This is a genomic window from Nocardia sp. NPDC059236, assembly GCF_042754085.1.
Taxonomy (GTDB): Bacteria; Actinomycetota; Actinomycetes; order Mycobacteriales; family Mycobacteriaceae; genus Nocardia.
The window spans coordinates 116,389-131,106 of the sequence record NZ_JBHZAF010000009.1; the positions used below are offsets into that span (position 1 = coordinate 116,389).

Sequence of the window (14,718 nt, forward strand, 5' to 3'; positions counted from 1 at the left end):
TTCGATGGCAGTAGTGTTTTCGAGTATGGCGACGAGCGGCGTTTCGATTTCGGAACAGCTACGCGCGGCACTCGACGGCCCCTGGCGTGACGTGCGCGAACGAGCGCGGGGCATCCTCGACGACGATCGCCTCTACGGCGACCCCGCCCTCGACATCAAGGCGGCGCGGGCGCGCGTGCTGGACCAGATGCAGCTGGTCGCCTCCTTCGGCTGGGTCGAGGGTGGCTTCCGGCACCCGGACGGCAGCCCGGGTGACCCGGGCGGGGTGGTCACCGCGTTGGAGATGCTGGCCTACACCGACCTGTCGCTGTGGGTGAAAAGCGGTGTGCAGTGGGGTCTTTTCGGCGGTGCGGTCGAAAACCTGGGCACCGGGCGCCACCGCGAGTACATCGACGAACTGATTCCGCTGCGCCTGCTCGGCTGCTTCGCCATGACCGAGACCGGGCACGGCAGCGATGTCGCCAACCTGGAGACCACCGCCACCTACGATCCGGCGACCCGGGAGTTCGTGGTCCACAGCCCGACCCCCTCGGCCCGCAAGGACTACATCGGCGGCGCGGCCGAACACGCCCGCATGGCAGCGGTTTTCGCGCAGCTGATCACCGGCGGCGAGAGCAAGGGCGTGCACTGCTTCCTGGTGCCCATCCGTGACGAGGCGGGCAGCGACCTGCCCGGGGTGACCACCTCCGACTGCGGTCTCAAGGGCGGCCTGCCGGGCGTCGACAATGGCCGAATCCTGTTCGACCAGGTGCGGATTCCGCGGGAGAACCTGCTCAACCGCTACGCCGACGTCGCACCGGACGGCACCTACAGCTCCGAGATCGAGAACCCCAGCCGCCGCTTCTTCACCACCCTCGGCACTCTCGTGCGCGGCCGGATCAGTGTCGGCGGCGCGGCCTCGGCGGCCACGCGGGTCGCGCTCAGCATCGCCGTCCGCTATGCCGAGCAGCGCCGCCAGTTCGCCGACCCCGACACCGGCGAGGAGACGATGCTGCTGGACTACCGCAGCCATCAGCGCCGTCTGCTGCCGCTCGTAGCGCGTTCCTACGCACTGGCTTTCGCGCAGAACGATCTCGTGCACCGCATGCACCTGGTGCAGACCGGCCAGACCACCGACCCGCGCGCCCAGCGCGCCCTGGAGAACCGCGCCGCCGGACTCAAGGTCGCCCAGACCCGCCACGCCACCCAGGCGATCCAGGAATGCCGCGAAGCCTGCGGCGGCGCAGGCTATCTCACCGAGAACCGCCTGGTCACCCTCAAGGCCGACACCGATGTGTTCACGACCTTCGAAGGTGACAACGTGGTCCTGACCCAGCTGGTAGCCAAGGACTTGCTGACTGCCTATGCCGATGAGGTGCGCGACCTCGACGCCCTCGGCTGGGTGCGCTTCGCGGCCACCATGGCGCGCGATGTGGTGCGCGAGCGATCCGGTGTGCGGCAGATGATCCAGCGGTTGCGCGACCGCGGCGACGAATCCGTCGACGAGGCCGACCTGTCCCGGCGGTCGGTCCAGTTGCAGCTGTTCGCCGATCGCGAGGACTACATGGTCCGCACCGCCGCGCACCGGCTCCAGGCCCGCGCCAAGGAGACCGGGCCCTTCGAGGCGTTCAACAATGCCCAGGACCACATCCTCGCCGCCGGCACCGCGCACATCGAGCGGTTGGTGCTGGAGGCCTTCATCGACGGCATCGCGGAGATCGGGGACCCGGACGCGCGCGCCCTCGCCGATTCCGTCTGCGACCTGTACGTCTACTGGACCATCGAGCAGAACCAGGCCTGGTACATCATGCACCGGTTCATGTCCGTGGAGCGGGCCAAGGCGGTGCGCCGCGGCGTCAACGAACTCGTCGATCGGCTGCGGCCGCAGGCGCTCACCCTGATCGAGGGACTCGGCGTCCCGGAGGGCATGCTGCGCGCCGCCATGCTCGGCTGACCCCGGTCGCCGTCGCAGCCGAATCCCATTGCCTCCGTGCATCGTTGAGAGACTGCGCACAACCCGCGTCACCCAGGCCGTCTCGGCCTGGACCGAAACCCATGCCGAGCCGGGCCCTCCGCAGCCGCGACGGCACGATCGGGCTGATCGTCGCCACCGTCCGCGACGCGCGAGTTCTTACGGAACCGTGAAGTCATGCCGATACCCGCCGTGTCGCTTGGTGTCCGCACCCGCTCGCACGGCATCGTCTCTCCCGTTTCGATGATCGACACGAGGAGATACGAATGGGCGAGGAGAACGGTCCGCTACCCCTGAATCGGCGCACGCTGCTGGCCGCGGCGGTGATCGCCGCTGCGGGAACCGCCGGCGTCGGCGGATTCCTGTTCGCGGAGAACGCCATCGGCCCGGCGCGGCTGACCGCCCGGCGCATCGTCGACGGCCTGCAGGCCGCCAACGGTTTCGTCCCGGGCTATCGGCGCAACCATGCCAAGGGCGTCGCGGTGGCGGGACGCTTCGAGAGCAACGGGACCGGAACGGAGCTGTCGACGGCCGCGGTGTTCCGGCCCGGCAGCTACCCGGTGCACGGGCGGTTCTCGCTGGCGGGCGGCAAGCCGTTCGCGCCCGACGTTCTCGACGCGCGCCGGGGACTCGGACTGCGGGTCACCCTGCCCGCCGGAGAGGAATGGCGGCTGGCGCTGCTGAATATCCCCGTCTTCACCGACCCCTCCGCCCAGGACTTCCACGACCGGACCGCGGCCTACGCGCCCGACCCGGCCACCGGGAAACCCGATCCGGAGCGAGTACGCGCCTACCTGGCCACGCATCCGAAAACCGCTGCCGCACTGGAGGTCATCAAGCGGAACCCGCCGACGGCGAGCTTCGCCACCTCGACCTTCCACGGCCTCAACGCCTTCGAATGCGTCGACGCGCACGGCACCCGGACTCCGGTCCGCTGGCGGCTCGAACCCGAAACCACCGGCGCCACCGGTGCATCCGGTGACGATCAGCTCTTCACCGGGCTGGTCCGGGACCTCCGCCGGGAATCGCTGCGCTGGAAACTGATCGCGGTGATGGGCAATCGCGGCACCGATCCGACCCACGACCCGACCATCCCCTGGCCTGCGGAGCGGCGCGGCATCGACACCGGCACACTGGTTTTGACCGGGGTCGCGAGCGAGTCCGCGGCCAATGTGCGGGACGTCAACTTCGATCCGCTGGTACTGCCGAACGGCATCGCGGCCTCGGACGACCGTGTGCTGCAAGCACGCTCGGCCGCCTACGCCGAGTCGTATCGACGCCGGGCGGGCGAGACCGCGACACGGCAGCCGCTGCAGGTGGAGGGTCTGGCATGAGCGGGGCGATGGAACCGGCCGGGACCACGGTCGAGGAACCGGATCCGGCGACACCGGACGTGCCCGAGGCCGACGACCCGGCGCCCGCCGAACCCACCGCGCGAGCGGGCCATTTCGACCTGACCACGCGGGCGCTGCACTGGCTGATGGCCGTGCTCATCGTGGCCATGCTGCTCCTCGGAGCCGCCCTGGTCGGATCGGTCGGGGATTACGGCGTGCTGCTGAGCGTCCATCGGACGGTCGGCATCGCCATCCTGGTGCTCGGCATGGCGCGGCTGGTCAACCGGCTGCTGCGGCGGGCGCCCGCCCCGGCGGCGCTGTCACCGGCCGAGCGCCGGATCGCGATGGCGTCGGAGCTGTCGTTGTACGCGCTGTTCCTGCTCCAGCCCGTCGTCGGCTGGGCGCTGGTGTCGGCCTCCGGGATTCCGGTGCGGATCGGGGGCGGCATCCACCTGCCCGCGATCGCGCCGGAGAACGCGCACCTCTACGCACAGTTGCGCACCCTGCACTCCTGGCTGGCCTATCTGCTGCTGGCCCTGTTCACCGCCCACCTGTCCGCGGTGCTGTGGCATGCGATCGGGCTGCGTGACGGGCTGCTGCGGCGCATGCTGCTCGAGCGCCGATCCTGAGGCGCGGGCGGGCCGTCGGTATCGTGCAGCCGTGACTCGATCGACCGCGCCCGCCCCCACCCCGCCGGATCACCGGATACGCCGTGCCGCCCTGCCCGCCATCGTGCTGGCGGGGATCATCGTCACTGTGCTTGTGCCGCTGTCGTTTCCGGCGGGCGGCGGGTCGGCGAGCGCGGATCTGGTGCTGGAGCGCGATATCCACTCGGGGCTGGACGCACACACGTGGGTGTACCGAGTCCTGGTGTTCCCCAGTAACAGTTACGTCGTCCTGCCGCTGCTGTGCGCCTCCGCGGCGTGGTTCGCCTACCGCCGCCAATGGTGGCAGGCCGGATTCGCGCTGGTGGCCCCCGAGCTTGTGGTGGCCGTCAATACCTTTGCGCTCAAACCGTTCTGGGACCGCAGGCTCGACCACTATCTCGCCTACCCCAGCGGGCACACCGTCCAGCTGGTCGCGGTCGTCACCGCCTTCGCGCTGGTGGCCGAATCCGCCCGCGTGCGGACCGGCACGGTGATCGTCATGGTGGTGGTGCTGCCGGCCGTCATGATCGGCATGGTCGGTTTCGGATACCACCATCCGACCGACGTCCTGGGCGGAACGGCGGCCGCGGTCGCGCTCGTGACCGTCCTCTACCTACCGTTCCGCTACTTCACGGCTACACCGGTTGCGGCGCCGTCTAATACGACGCCGCAACCGCGATGATGAACCACACCACCCACAGCGCGGCCACCACGAAACCGAGCGTCAGCATCACCCGCATGAGCCCGCGGGTCACCTCGATCCGGTCGCTGCGGCGCGGGTAGAGCTTGCGCGGGCTGAACCACGGCTCGGGGATGTTCAGACCGCGTGACGAGTGCTCGCGCTCCAGCCGCGCCTGCTCCTCGACGAAGGCCTCGGCCTGGGCCTGCTGCGGACCGCCGTGCCACAGCGTCGGATCCACCGGGCCCAGGAAGCCCTCGTTCAGCAGATCCTGCGGCGCGGGCAGATACGGCAGGATGCCCAGACCGCGGAACGCCCAGGCCACGTCATTGGCCGACCACTGCGGCCGCCCGCGCGAGAGCAGGCTGGTGAAGTGATCGCGCAGCCGCCGCTCGTCGCCCAGCAGCACCTGGAAGCTGGGATCGTTCCACAGCTGGGTGACCCGCAGATTCGAGCCGGGCGCCGGCACCACCAGCACGATGCCGTGGATGACGCGCTGCCCGAGTCCCCGCTCGGCCAGCCAGTTCTGCAGCGCGAAGGTGTGATCGCGGGACTTGTCCAGCGGACTGCGCTTGTCGCCGCCCTCGAAGGTGATGATCCGGTCGCCGACCCGCCAGGGGCCGTTGACCGGAATCTCGAGCTCGCCGTCCATGCGCTCCGACAGCGCCTCGGCCTCGATCACCACACAGCTGGTCGGCGTCCACACCACCGCGTCGAACGGATGCAGCTTATCGCCGTGGAACAGACTGCAATTGACGGTGGCGACGCCCTTGGGATCGGTGCTGCCCTTCCAGGTCCGCAGCCAATCGATGAGCACCTTCTCGGCGTGGCTGCCGGCGGCGTTCTGCACTCGGACGAGCATCGGCTCTCACCTTCCTCGTCGAATCGATACCGGGAATGGTACGGGCACAACACCCCAAACTACCGCCGGCCACGCCGCCGCGCTCAGTACGCGGAGAGCTCGTGATCGTTCGGGAACAGGGGCAGTCGCAACGCGCCGGGCGCGAAGTCCGGCACCACCGCGTGCTTGGGCGGGACAGGGCGGATCCGACAATACGCGGCGCCCAGCTCGGGCCGCGGATCGGCCTCGTTTCGGTTGGGCCAGAACGCCATTGCGCGCTCGGCCTGGGCGGTGATGGTCAGCGACGGGTTAACGCCCAGGTTCGCCGTCACCGCCGAGCCGTCGGCAATATGCAGGCCCGGATGGCCGTACACGCGCTGATACGGGTCCACCACACCGCTTTCCGGGCCCTCCCCGATGACGCAGCCGCCGATGTAGTGGGCGGTGGCCGGGATGTTGAACACGTCCATGGCCAGCATCTGCACGTCGCCGTCGACCTTCGCCCCGAAGCGGCGGCCGACGTCGTGCGCGAGCGGGATCCAGGTCGGATTCGGCTTGCCCATGCCCTGTTTGGTCTTCAGCTGCCCCCAGCGCCGGAACGAGGTCAGCGAGTTGTCCAGCGACTGCATGACCAGCAGGATGACCGACTTCTCCGAGGCCCGCCGGGCATTGAGACTGCGCGCGAACACCACCGGGTGCAGCACCATGGCCAGCAGGAAGCGCAGGAACCGGAACGCGCCGCCGTCCACCAGCGGCACCGACAGCGGGAACAGGCCGTTCTGGCCCTTGCCGTAGTGGCACACCTCGACATGGGTGTCGGGCTCGGGATGGATCGAGGAGGTGATGGCGATGCCCTCGGCGAAGTCGTCGCGGGCCTTGCTCACCACGTTCAGGATGGCCTCGGAGTTGGACCGGGTCAGCTCGCCCAGCCGCGGCGACAGGTTCGGCAGCACACCCTCGTCCCGCATCTTGTGCAGCAGCTTCTGGGTGCCCAGCGCGGCCGCCGCGAACACCACCTGCTCGGCGGTGAACACCTTGCGCCCCTTGCGGATCCAGCGATCCGAGCGCTGCGTCTCGATGGCGTAGCCGCCGCCGGTCATGGGCCGCACCTTGCTGGCCGTGGTCAGCTCGAACACGTGCGCGCCGGCCTGCTCGGCCAGGTACAGGTAGTTCTTGGGCGTGGTGTTCTTGGCGTTGTGCGGGCAGCCGGTGAAGCAGCGCGCGCAGTGGATGCAGCCGGCGCGCCTCGGTCCCGCCCCGCCGAAGTACGGGTCGTCCACCTCCTCGCCCGGCGCGGCCTCGTTGAAGAACACACCCACATTGGTGGCGTGGAAGGTGTCGGCCACGCCCAGATCCTGTGCCACCGAACGGATCACGTCGTCGGCCGGGGTCATGCGCGGATTCGGGGCCACGCCCAGCATGCGCTGCGCCTGGTCGTAGTACGGCGCGAGCTCCGAGCGCCAGTCGGTGATGTGGGCCCACTGCCGGTCGGTGTAGAAGGCCGGCAGCGGCTCGTAGAGGGTGTTGCCGTAGATCAGCGACCCGCCGCCCACGCCCGCCGCCGAGAACACCGCGCACTTGCCCAGAATGCTGATGCGCTGGGTGCCGGTCAGCCCCAGCCGCGGGGCCCAGATCGACTTGCGCACATTCCAGTTCGTCTTGGGAATGTCCTCGGCGTTCCAGCGGCGGCCGGCTTCCAGCACGGCCACCCGGTAGCCCTTCTCGCTCAGGCGCAGCGCGCTCACACTCCCCCCGAACCCGGAGCCGATAACGACGACGTCATAGTCGAAGTCGGGCATGGTCTTTCCTCTCCCTGGGCTGTACCGATCAGCCTTCACCACTCGGGCCCGAACCGCAGCACGCCCTGCGAATTCGCACCCCTCCAATACGATGAGAAAATACTGATGTCATTCTCTCACCGGGTGAGTATGACAGCGAACATATCGGTTGGCTCCGGCGGCGGCGCGGCGGCGTGCCCGGATGGAGATGGCGCAGCGATTGGGGTATGACCGGGTTGTGACAACCGAACGGAACGCCGAACCGGTCTACAGCGACCGCATCCTCACCGTGCCCAATGTGCTCAGCGTGATCCGGTTGATCGGCGTCCCGGTTTTCCTGTGGCTGCTGCTCGCCGAGAAAGCCGACGGCTGGGCCTTCGCGCTGCTGGTCGTCAGCGGCATCACCGACTTCCTGGACGGCAAGCTGGCCCGCCTGCTGGATCAGTCGTCCAAACTGGGCGCCATCCTCGACCCGCTGGTGGATCGCCTCTACCTGCTGGCGACCCTGGGCGGCTTCCTGATTCGCGGCATCCTGCCCTGGTGGGTGGTGCTGATCCTGGTCGGCCGCGACGCGATCCTGACCCTCACCCTCGGCATCTACCGGCGCCGCAACCTCCCCCCGCCCGAGGTCATCTACCTGGGCAAGGCCGCCACCTTCGCGCTGATGTCCGCGCTGCCCTGGCTGCTGGCGGGGCAGATGGACTGGGCGGCGGCAGGTTTCGGCCGCGCGTTCGGTGGGGCATTCTTGATCTGGGGCACGGCGGTCTACGTCTGGACCGGAATGCTGTATCTCCGCAAAGCCGTCGCCGTGGCCCGAGCGATACCGCCCGTGCCACACCATGATCACTCCCGATAGGGTGTGCGGCGGACGGATCGACGACGATCCCGAGAGGAACGCCCGTTGAAAGGACACTGCCAGTGACCGCAGTACCCGAGGATTTGCGCTACTCCGAAGAGCACGAGTGGGTGAGCAAAGTGGGTCCGACCCGGGTGCGGGTGGGTATCACCGATTACGCGCAGTCGCAGCTGGGTGACGTCGTGTTCGTGCAGCTGCCGGCGGTGGACTCCGACGTGGCGAGCGGTGACGGCATCGCCGAGATCGAATCCACCAAGAGCGTGTCCGACATCTACGCCCCGCTGGCCGGGAAAGTCGTTGCGGTGAACGATCTTCTGGATGCCGAACCCGAGACGGTCAACTCCGACGCCTACGGCGACGGGTGGCTCTTCGAGGTCGAGGCGGAGTCCGCCGAGGCGCTCGAAGCGGCGCTCGGAAAGCTCCTCGATGCCGCAGGTTATCAAGGAGTTATCGGAGGCTGAAGGAGCCTTCACAGTTCTACCTGCACGGGTACGCCCTGGCAGGGTACGGTCAATGCCAACAGAAGTGCGCGCAGCCGGTGTCCGGATTATCCGGACCTACCCGAAGCGGGGAGCGGCCGGAGTGCCGCATCGCTGAGGGCATCAACTGCTTGCATGGATTATTCGGTTCGAGGAGGAGAGCAAGGGTGAGCGAGAACAAGGACCCGGGTTACCAGGAAACGGCAGCAGAGACCACTTCGGTGTTCCGTGCCGACTTCCTGAACGAGGTCGACACGTCGCGCACCGAGCAGACCGGCGAGCAGCCGGTGCAGGGAGTGGAGGGCCTGCCCGCGGGCGCGGCCCTGCTGGTGGTCAAGCGTGGTCCGAACGCCGGCTCGCGCTTCCTGCTCGACCAGCCGACCACCTCGGCGGGACGCCATCCCGACAGCGACATCTTCCTGGACGATGTCACCGTCAGCCGGCGTCACGCGGAATTCCGCCAGGACGACGACACCTTCCAGGTCGTCGACGTGGGCAGCCTCAACGGCACCTACGTCAACCGGGAGCCGGTGGATTCCTCGGAGCTGCAGAACGGTGACGAGGTCCAGATCGGCAAGTTCCGTCTCGTCTTCCTGACGGGACCGCGACCGGCGACGAGCGACTCGGGTCTATAGGACCGAGCGGAATGACTGGCGCAGCGCAGTGGACGCGCGGAGGCATGTCGATCGGCTCCGTGCTGGATCTCCTGCGTCCGGATTTTCCGGACATCACCATCTCCAAGATCCGATTCCTGGAGTCGGAGGGCCTGATCAGCCCGGAGCGCACGCCCTCGGGGTACCGCCGCTTTCATGTGGCGGACGTCGAGCGCCTGCGCTTCGTGCTGACCGCGCAGCGGGATCAGTACCTGCCGTTGAAGGTGATCAAGGAACAGCTCGAAGCGATCGACAGTGGGGCGGCGACGCTCGGGGTCCGGGAGGCCCGGGCCCGGGCGAACGCCGTGGGAGGGGCCGTGCCCGATTCCAGACCTGGGCCCGACACGAGAGATGGTCTGTCGCCCAATGGAGGCGGTCGCCTGCGGCGGCTGAACGCCGTGCCCGGTGAGGTATCGCCCGAGGAGCTCCGGTTCGACCACGAAATCCGGATCACCCGGGCGGATCTGCTCGAGCAGGCGGGCATCGACGAGAAGTTCCTGACCGAGCTGATTCGCGCCAACCTCATTACCCCCGGTGCCGCAGGCTATTTCGACGGTGACGCCGTCACGCTGGCCCGCACCGCCAAGGCTCTGAGTGAATTCGGTTTGGAGGCAAGGCATCTGCGCGCCTTCAAACTGGCCGCCGATCGCGAGGCCGCCATGGTCGCGCAGATCGCGGCGCCGATCGCCAAGAGCCGCGACGCGGATGCCCGTGCCCGGGCCGAGGAGACGGTCCGCGAGTTGGCGGCATTGTCGCTGACTCTGCACACCTGCCTGGTGAAGACCTCTGTGCGCGCTTCCCTCGGGGGCTGAATTCTTCGCCTAGACTCGGTATTACAGCCGGGTTGGGCGGCCGGTGAGGATCTTGGGAGGCAGTGCGATGAGCGAAATGCGTGTGATCGGCATCCGTGTCGAACAACCACAGAATCAGCCCGTGCTGTTGCTCCGAGAGGTCTCCGGCGACCGCTATCTACCTATTTGGATCGGCCAGGCCGAGGCCACCGCGATCGTGCTGGAGCAGGAGGGCGTCACGCCCATCCGCCCGCTGACCCACGATCTGATCAAGATCCTGATCAAGGAGCTCGGGCACACCCTCAAAGAGGTGCGGATCGTGGATCTGCAGGAGGGCACCTTCTACGCCGACCTGGTCTTCGAGAACGATCTCCGCATCTCCGCGCGGCCCTCGGATTCGGTGGCCATCGCGCTGCGGGTGGGCTGCCCGATCTATGCCGAGGAGCCGGTGCTGGAAGAGGCCGGACTGGTCATGCCGGACGAGCGCGAGGACGAGGTCGAGAAGTTCAAGGAGTTTCTCGAATCGGTATCTCCCGATGATTTCAAGGCCACGGACAGCTGACCAGTTCCTGACCTGGTAATGATCTCCAAACAGGACAAAACAGGGTCTCTACCTCAGGTTTAGGGTTAAAAACACGCGGCTGATCAAGCTTTGCCGGTGCCGATTCTGCCGCGACAATCAGGGGAGTAGCCTCGATTGTTAGGCCAACGCTCCAGAGTCGATTGACAGAGCCCGAGCCCTGATAGGTAAGCAGTAAGGGAGTAGTCAGTGGGAGATCAACCGCAACCTCAGGATGTGGTGCAGCCAGGGCTGTTCCCCGATGACACGGTGCCCGACGAACTCGTCGGCTACCGCGTGCCCAGCGCTTGCCAGGTGGCCGGCATCACCTACCGCCAGCTCGATTACTGGGCCCGCACCGGACTGGTCGTCCCGTCCATCCGCAGTGCCACCGGATCCGGCAGCCAGCGCCTGTACTCGTTCAAGGACATCCTGGTCCTGAAGATCGTCAAGCGGCTCCTCGACGCCGGCATCTCGCTGCAGAACATCCGCATCGCCGTGGATCACCTGCGCAGCCGGGGCGTCGAAGACCTCGCCGGGATCACCCTCTTCTCCGACGGCACCACCGTCTACGAGTGCTCCTCCGCCGAAGAAGTGGTCGATTTACTGCAGGGTGGCCAAGGCGTGTTCGGCATCGCCGTCAGTGGCGCCATGCGCGAACTCACCGGAGCGATCGCCAACTTCCCGGCCGAGCGCGCCGAGACCGCGACCACCTCGGACCGTCCCGAGGACGAGCTGTCCTTCCGCCGCAAGGCCCGCATGAGCAAGACCGGCTAGGCAGCCTTTTCCGGACGCGCGTCGCTTCTTGCGGCGCGCGTTTCGGGTATCCGGGGCAGGTCGTTTGAACTGCGCCACAGTCTGAAACCTGCCCAGGCAACATTCTTGTAACCTGGCGCCGCTTAGACTGACAGTGCGTCGCAGCCGTGCGGGAGAGTTCCGGGGATAGTCTCGGACGCCGAAGGAGCAGCACCTCCCCGTCAATCTCTCAGGCACCAGGGACCGTGCGGAGTTTCGACGCCTCTGGAAAGTGGTGACCTCGCGTCACCCGCCCATGGTGAAAGGTCAACGGCCGCAAGGCCGGGGTCCGAATCTCTCAGGCATCGAGGACAGAGGGGGAGGGCAGACGACACGTCGGCCGCCGGGCCGACCCCCGCCCACCCCTTTGGAGAGCAGCCGTGATCTGGACTCGATCCTTCGCCGACCGCCACATCGGCCCCGACAGCGGCGAGACCGGCCGCATCCTGGAGACCGTGGGCGTCGAGTCGCTGGACGAACTCGCCACCCGGGCCGTGCCCGCCGGCATCCTGGACGCGCCCGAGGGCAATGGGCTCAACGCGCTGCCCGCCGCGCTGTCCGAGCACGAGGCGCTCGCCGAGCTTGCGGCGCTGGCGAATTCGAATACCGTGGCCACCTCCATGATCGGGCTGGGCTACTACGACACCCTCACCCCGCCGGTGCTGCTGCGCAATCTCGTCGAGAATCCGGCCTGGTACACGGCGTACACGCCGTACCAGCCGGAGATCAGCCAGGGCCGCCTCGAGGCGCTGCTGAACTTCCAGACCATGGTCGCCGACCTGACCGCCATGGAGGTCGCCAACGCCTCCATGCTGGACGAGGCCACCGCGGCGGCCGAGGCCATGACGCTGCTGCAGCGGGCCAACCGCAAGAGCAAGTCCGGGCGGCTGCTCATCGACACCGATCTGTTCCCGCAGACCCGGACGCTGCTCTACACCCGGGCCGAGCCGCTGGGCATCGAGATCGTCGAGGCCGATCTGGCGGACGGGCAGCTGCCCGAGGGCGACTTCTTCGGCGTGATCGTGCAGCAGCCGGGAGCGTCCGGCCGCATCGTCGACTGGGCGCCGGTCATCGAGGCCGCGCACGCGCGGGGCGCACTGGTGGCGGTCGGCGCGGATCTGCTTGCGCTGACGCTGATTACGCCGCCGGGGGAGCAGGGCGCGGACGCCTGCTTCGGCACCACGCAGCGCTTCGGCGTGCCGCTGGGCTTCGGCGGGCCGCACGCCGGCTACCTCGCGGTGCACAGCGCGCACGCGCGGCAGCTGCCGGGCCGCCTGGTCGGCGTGTCCGTGGACGCGGACGGCAACCTGGCCTACCGGCTCGCCCTACAGACCCGTGAGCAGCACATTCGCCGCGAGAAGGCGACCTCGAACATCTGCACCGCGCAGGTGCTGCTGGCCATCCTGGCCGCCATGTACGCCTCGTATCACGGCGCGGACGGGCTGCGCTCGCTCGCGCGCCGGGTGCACGGGCATGCCCAGTGGCTGGCCGCCGGGCTCGGCGACGCGGTGGTGCACCAGACCTTCTTCGATACCGTGCTGGTGAAGGTGCCCGCGCGTGCGGAATCCATTGTGACCAAGGCGAAGGGGCGCGGGATCAACCTGCGGCTGGTCGATGCCGATCATGTGGCGATCGCCTGTGACGAGGTCACCACCGACGCCAATGTGGTCGACGTGCTGGACTGCTTCGGCGCGGAGATCCCGGTCGGCCCGGAGGGCGCGCTCTTCCACGGCAAGCAGCGCCCGCACATCGAGGTCCGCACCTCGGAGTACCTGACCGCGCCCGCGTTCACCAGGTACCGCACCGAGACCGCCATGCTGCGCTACCTGCGCGCGCTGTCGGACAAGGACATCGCCCTGGACCGCAGCATGATTCCGCTCGGCTCCTGCACCATGAAGCTGAACGCGGCCGCGGAGATGGAGTCCATCACCTGGCCGGGCTTCAACCGGGTGCACCCCTACGCCCCCGTCGAGGACGCCCCGGGCCTGATCAAGCTGATCGAGGACCTGGAGGGCTGGCTGTGCGCGGTCACCGGCTACGACCGGGTTTCCTTGCAGCCCAATGCCGGTAGCCAGGGCGAATACGCGGGCCTGCTGGCCATTCGCCGCTACCACCTGGATCGCGGTGACTCGCACCGGGACACCTGCCTGATCCCCTCCAGCGCGCACGGCACCAATGCCGCCTCCGCCGCCATGGTGGGCATGCGGGTGGAGGTCGTGAAGACCCGTCCCAACGGCGATATCGACCTCGACGATCTGCGTGCCAAGATCGCCGACCACGCCGAGCGGCTGGCCTGCATCATGATCACCTACCCGTCCACCCACGGCGTGTACGAGCACGAGGTGGCCGAGCTGTGCGGGCTGGTGCACGAGGCCGGCGGCCAGGTGTTCGTGGACGGCGCGAACCTCAATGCCCTTGTCGGACTGGCCCGTCCGGGCAAGTTCGGCGGCGATGTCAGCCACCTGAACCTGCACAAGACCTTCTGCATCCCGCACGGTGGTGGCGGCCCGGGCGTGGGTCCGGTCGCGGTGCGCGAGCACCTGGCGCAGTACCTGCCGGGCAATCCCCTCGAAAAGGGTTCGCACGCGGTGTCGGCGGCCATGTACGGCTCGGCCTCGATCCTCCCGATCACCTGGGCCTACATCCGCATGATGGGCGCCGACGGCCTGCGCCGTGCCACCCTGACCGCCATCGCCTCGGCCAATTACATTGCGCGCAAGCTGGATCCGCACTTCCCGGTGCTCTACACCGGCGACAACGGCATGGTCGCCCACGAGTGCATCCTGGATCTGCGCGAGATCACCAAGCGCACCGGCGTCACCGTCGACGATGTGGCCAAGCGCCTGGCGGACTACGGCTTCCACGCCCCGACCATGAGCTTCCCGGTCGCGGGCACCCTCATGGTGGAGCCCACCGAGAGCGAGAACCTCGAAGAGCTGGACGCTTTCATCGCCGCCATGATCGCCATCAAGGGCGAGATCGACCAGGTCGAGGCCGGGGTCTGGCCGGTCGAGGACAACCCACTGCGCGGCGCGCCGCACACCGCGGAATGCCTGGTGGGCGAATGGGATCACCCGTACAGCCGCGAACTCGCCGTCTACCCGATGGGTGTGAAGCACGCCCGGGCCAAGGTGTGGCCCTCGGTGCGCCGCATCGACGGCGCCTACGGCGACCGCAATCTGGTGTGCTCGTGCCCGCCGCTGGACGCGTACGCCGAGTGATCGGCGACTGACCGTCGAGCAAGTGAAGCGGCCCCGCGGGTGCGGGACCGCTGGGGGGCGTGACCCGTGTGCCGCACGGCCATTAGGCGGGGCGGGGGCGGGGGCACCGGGACCGCCCCGGGGCGGAGACGGGG

The 14,718-nt window shown here is 68.3% G+C and carries 13 protein-coding genes and 1 riboswitch; of the genes, 11 read left to right on the forward strand and 2 right to left on the reverse strand.

What is annotated here, in order from left to right:
* Positions 1-25 precede the first annotated feature (25 nt).
* The 4 genes from ACFXIV_RS24095 to ACFXIV_RS24110 all read left to right on the forward strand — a co-directional run bounded on the left by ACFXIV_RS24095 (position 26) and on the right by ACFXIV_RS24110 (position 4,614).
* The gene (locus ACFXIV_RS24095) at positions 26-1,933 is read left to right on the forward strand and encodes an acyl-CoA dehydrogenase (protein WP_379402052.1); all 1,908 of its coding nucleotides are present in this window, start codon (positions 26-28) and stop codon (positions 1,931-1,933) included.
* Between the two features lie 284 nt (positions 1,934-2,217).
* The gene (locus tag ACFXIV_RS24100; RefSeq protein ID WP_379402051.1) at positions 2,218-3,285 is read left to right on the forward strand and encodes a catalase family peroxidase; all 1,068 of its coding nucleotides are present in this window, start codon (positions 2,218-2,220) and stop codon (positions 3,283-3,285) included.
* Positions 3,282-3,914 (forward strand): cytochrome b, encoded by a 633-nt coding sequence (locus ACFXIV_RS24105; protein WP_379402050.1) that lies wholly within the window; start codon positions 3,282-3,284, stop codon positions 3,912-3,914. The genes ACFXIV_RS24100 and ACFXIV_RS24105 overlap by 4 nt, the downstream gene beginning before the upstream one ends.
* 31 nt (positions 3,915-3,945) lie before the next feature.
* A complete protein-coding gene (locus ACFXIV_RS24110; protein WP_379402049.1) occupies positions 3,946-4,614 on the forward strand; it encodes a phosphatase PAP2 family protein in 669 nt (222 codons plus the stop codon).
* Here the strand turns inward: ACFXIV_RS24110 and ACFXIV_RS24115 are convergent.
* Together ACFXIV_RS24115 and ACFXIV_RS24120 are read right to left on the reverse strand one after the other, a co-directional pair.
* Positions 4,589-5,473: a nuclease-related domain-containing protein gene (locus tag ACFXIV_RS24115; RefSeq protein ID WP_379402048.1), complete on the reverse strand. Its 885-nt coding sequence runs from the start codon at positions 5,471-5,473 to the stop codon at positions 4,589-4,591. The genes ACFXIV_RS24110 and ACFXIV_RS24115 overlap by 26 nt on opposite strands.
* Before the next feature lie 83 nt (positions 5,474-5,556).
* A complete protein-coding gene (locus tag ACFXIV_RS24120; RefSeq protein WP_379402047.1) occupies positions 5,557-7,251 on the reverse strand; it encodes a GMC oxidoreductase in 1,695 nt (564 codons plus the stop codon).
* A gap of 217 nt (positions 7,252-7,468) precedes the next feature.
* Here ACFXIV_RS24120 and ACFXIV_RS24125 point away from each other — a divergent pair, with 217 nt between their 5' ends.
* The 7 genes from ACFXIV_RS24125 to gcvP all read left to right on the forward strand — a co-directional run bounded on the left by ACFXIV_RS24125 (position 7,469) and on the right by gcvP (position 14,584).
* The gene (locus ACFXIV_RS24125) at positions 7,469-8,086 is read left to right on the forward strand and encodes a CDP-alcohol phosphatidyltransferase family protein (protein WP_379402046.1); all 618 of its coding nucleotides are present in this window, start codon (positions 7,469-7,471) and stop codon (positions 8,084-8,086) included.
* Between the two features lie 62 nt (positions 8,087-8,148).
* Positions 8,149-8,547, forward strand: a complete 399-nt coding sequence (gene gcvH / locus ACFXIV_RS24130; RefSeq protein WP_379402045.1) for a glycine cleavage system protein GcvH — start codon at positions 8,149-8,151, stop codon at positions 8,545-8,547.
* A 185-nt stretch (positions 8,548-8,732) separates the two neighbouring features.
* Positions 8,733-9,200, forward strand: a complete 468-nt coding sequence (garA, locus tag ACFXIV_RS24135) for a glycogen accumulation regulator GarA (RefSeq protein WP_354850581.1) — start codon at positions 8,733-8,735, stop codon at positions 9,198-9,200.
* A 44-nt stretch (positions 9,201-9,244) separates the two neighbouring features.
* Positions 9,245-10,030, forward strand: coding sequence for a MerR family transcriptional regulator (locus ACFXIV_RS24140; RefSeq protein WP_379402044.1), 786 nt, complete (start codon positions 9,245-9,247; stop codon positions 10,028-10,030).
* Between the two features lie 67 nt (positions 10,031-10,097).
* A complete protein-coding gene (locus ACFXIV_RS24145; protein ID WP_040807814.1) occupies positions 10,098-10,571 on the forward strand; it encodes a bifunctional nuclease family protein in 474 nt (157 codons plus the stop codon).
* Between the two features lie 207 nt (positions 10,572-10,778).
* Positions 10,779-11,345: a MerR family transcriptional regulator gene (locus ACFXIV_RS24150; RefSeq protein ID WP_354850586.1), complete on the forward strand. Its 567-nt coding sequence runs from the start codon at positions 10,779-10,781 to the stop codon at positions 11,343-11,345.
* 139 nt (positions 11,346-11,484) lie between these two features.
* A riboswitch (glycine riboswitch) is annotated at positions 11,485-11,580 on the forward strand.
* Positions 11,581-11,743: 163 nt separating this feature from the next.
* Positions 11,744-14,584: an aminomethyl-transferring glycine dehydrogenase gene (gene gcvP, locus ACFXIV_RS24155; protein ID WP_379402043.1), complete on the forward strand. Its 2,841-nt coding sequence runs from the start codon at positions 11,744-11,746 to the stop codon at positions 14,582-14,584.
* Positions 14,585-14,718: the final 134 nt, after the last annotated feature.

Bases quoted from the DNA above. Each gene is read 5' to 3' on its own strand.
- ACFXIV_RS24120 (WP_379402047.1), bottom strand. From the start codon at position 7,251: ATGCCCGACTTCGACTATGACGTCGTCGTTATCGGCTCCGGGTTCGGG.
- ACFXIV_RS24140 (WP_379402044.1), top strand. From the start codon at position 9,245: ATGTCGATCGGCTCCGTGCTGGATCTCCTGCGTCCGGATTTTCCGGAC.
- ACFXIV_RS24105 (WP_379402050.1), top strand. From the start codon at position 3,282: ATGAGCGGGGCGATGGAACCGGCCGGGACCACGGTCGAGGAACCGGAT.
- ACFXIV_RS24115 (WP_379402048.1), bottom strand. From the start codon at position 5,473: ATGCTCGTCCGAGTGCAGAACGCCGCCGGCAGCCACGCCGAGAAGGTG.
- ACFXIV_RS24095 (WP_379402052.1), top strand. From the start codon at position 26: ATGGCGACGAGCGGCGTTTCGATTTCGGAACAGCTACGCGCGGCACTC.
- ACFXIV_RS24145 (WP_040807814.1), top strand. From the start codon at position 10,098: ATGAGCGAAATGCGTGTGATCGGCATCCGTGTCGAACAACCACAGAAT.
- ACFXIV_RS24100 (WP_379402051.1), top strand. From the start codon at position 2,218: ATGGGCGAGGAGAACGGTCCGCTACCCCTGAATCGGCGCACGCTGCTG.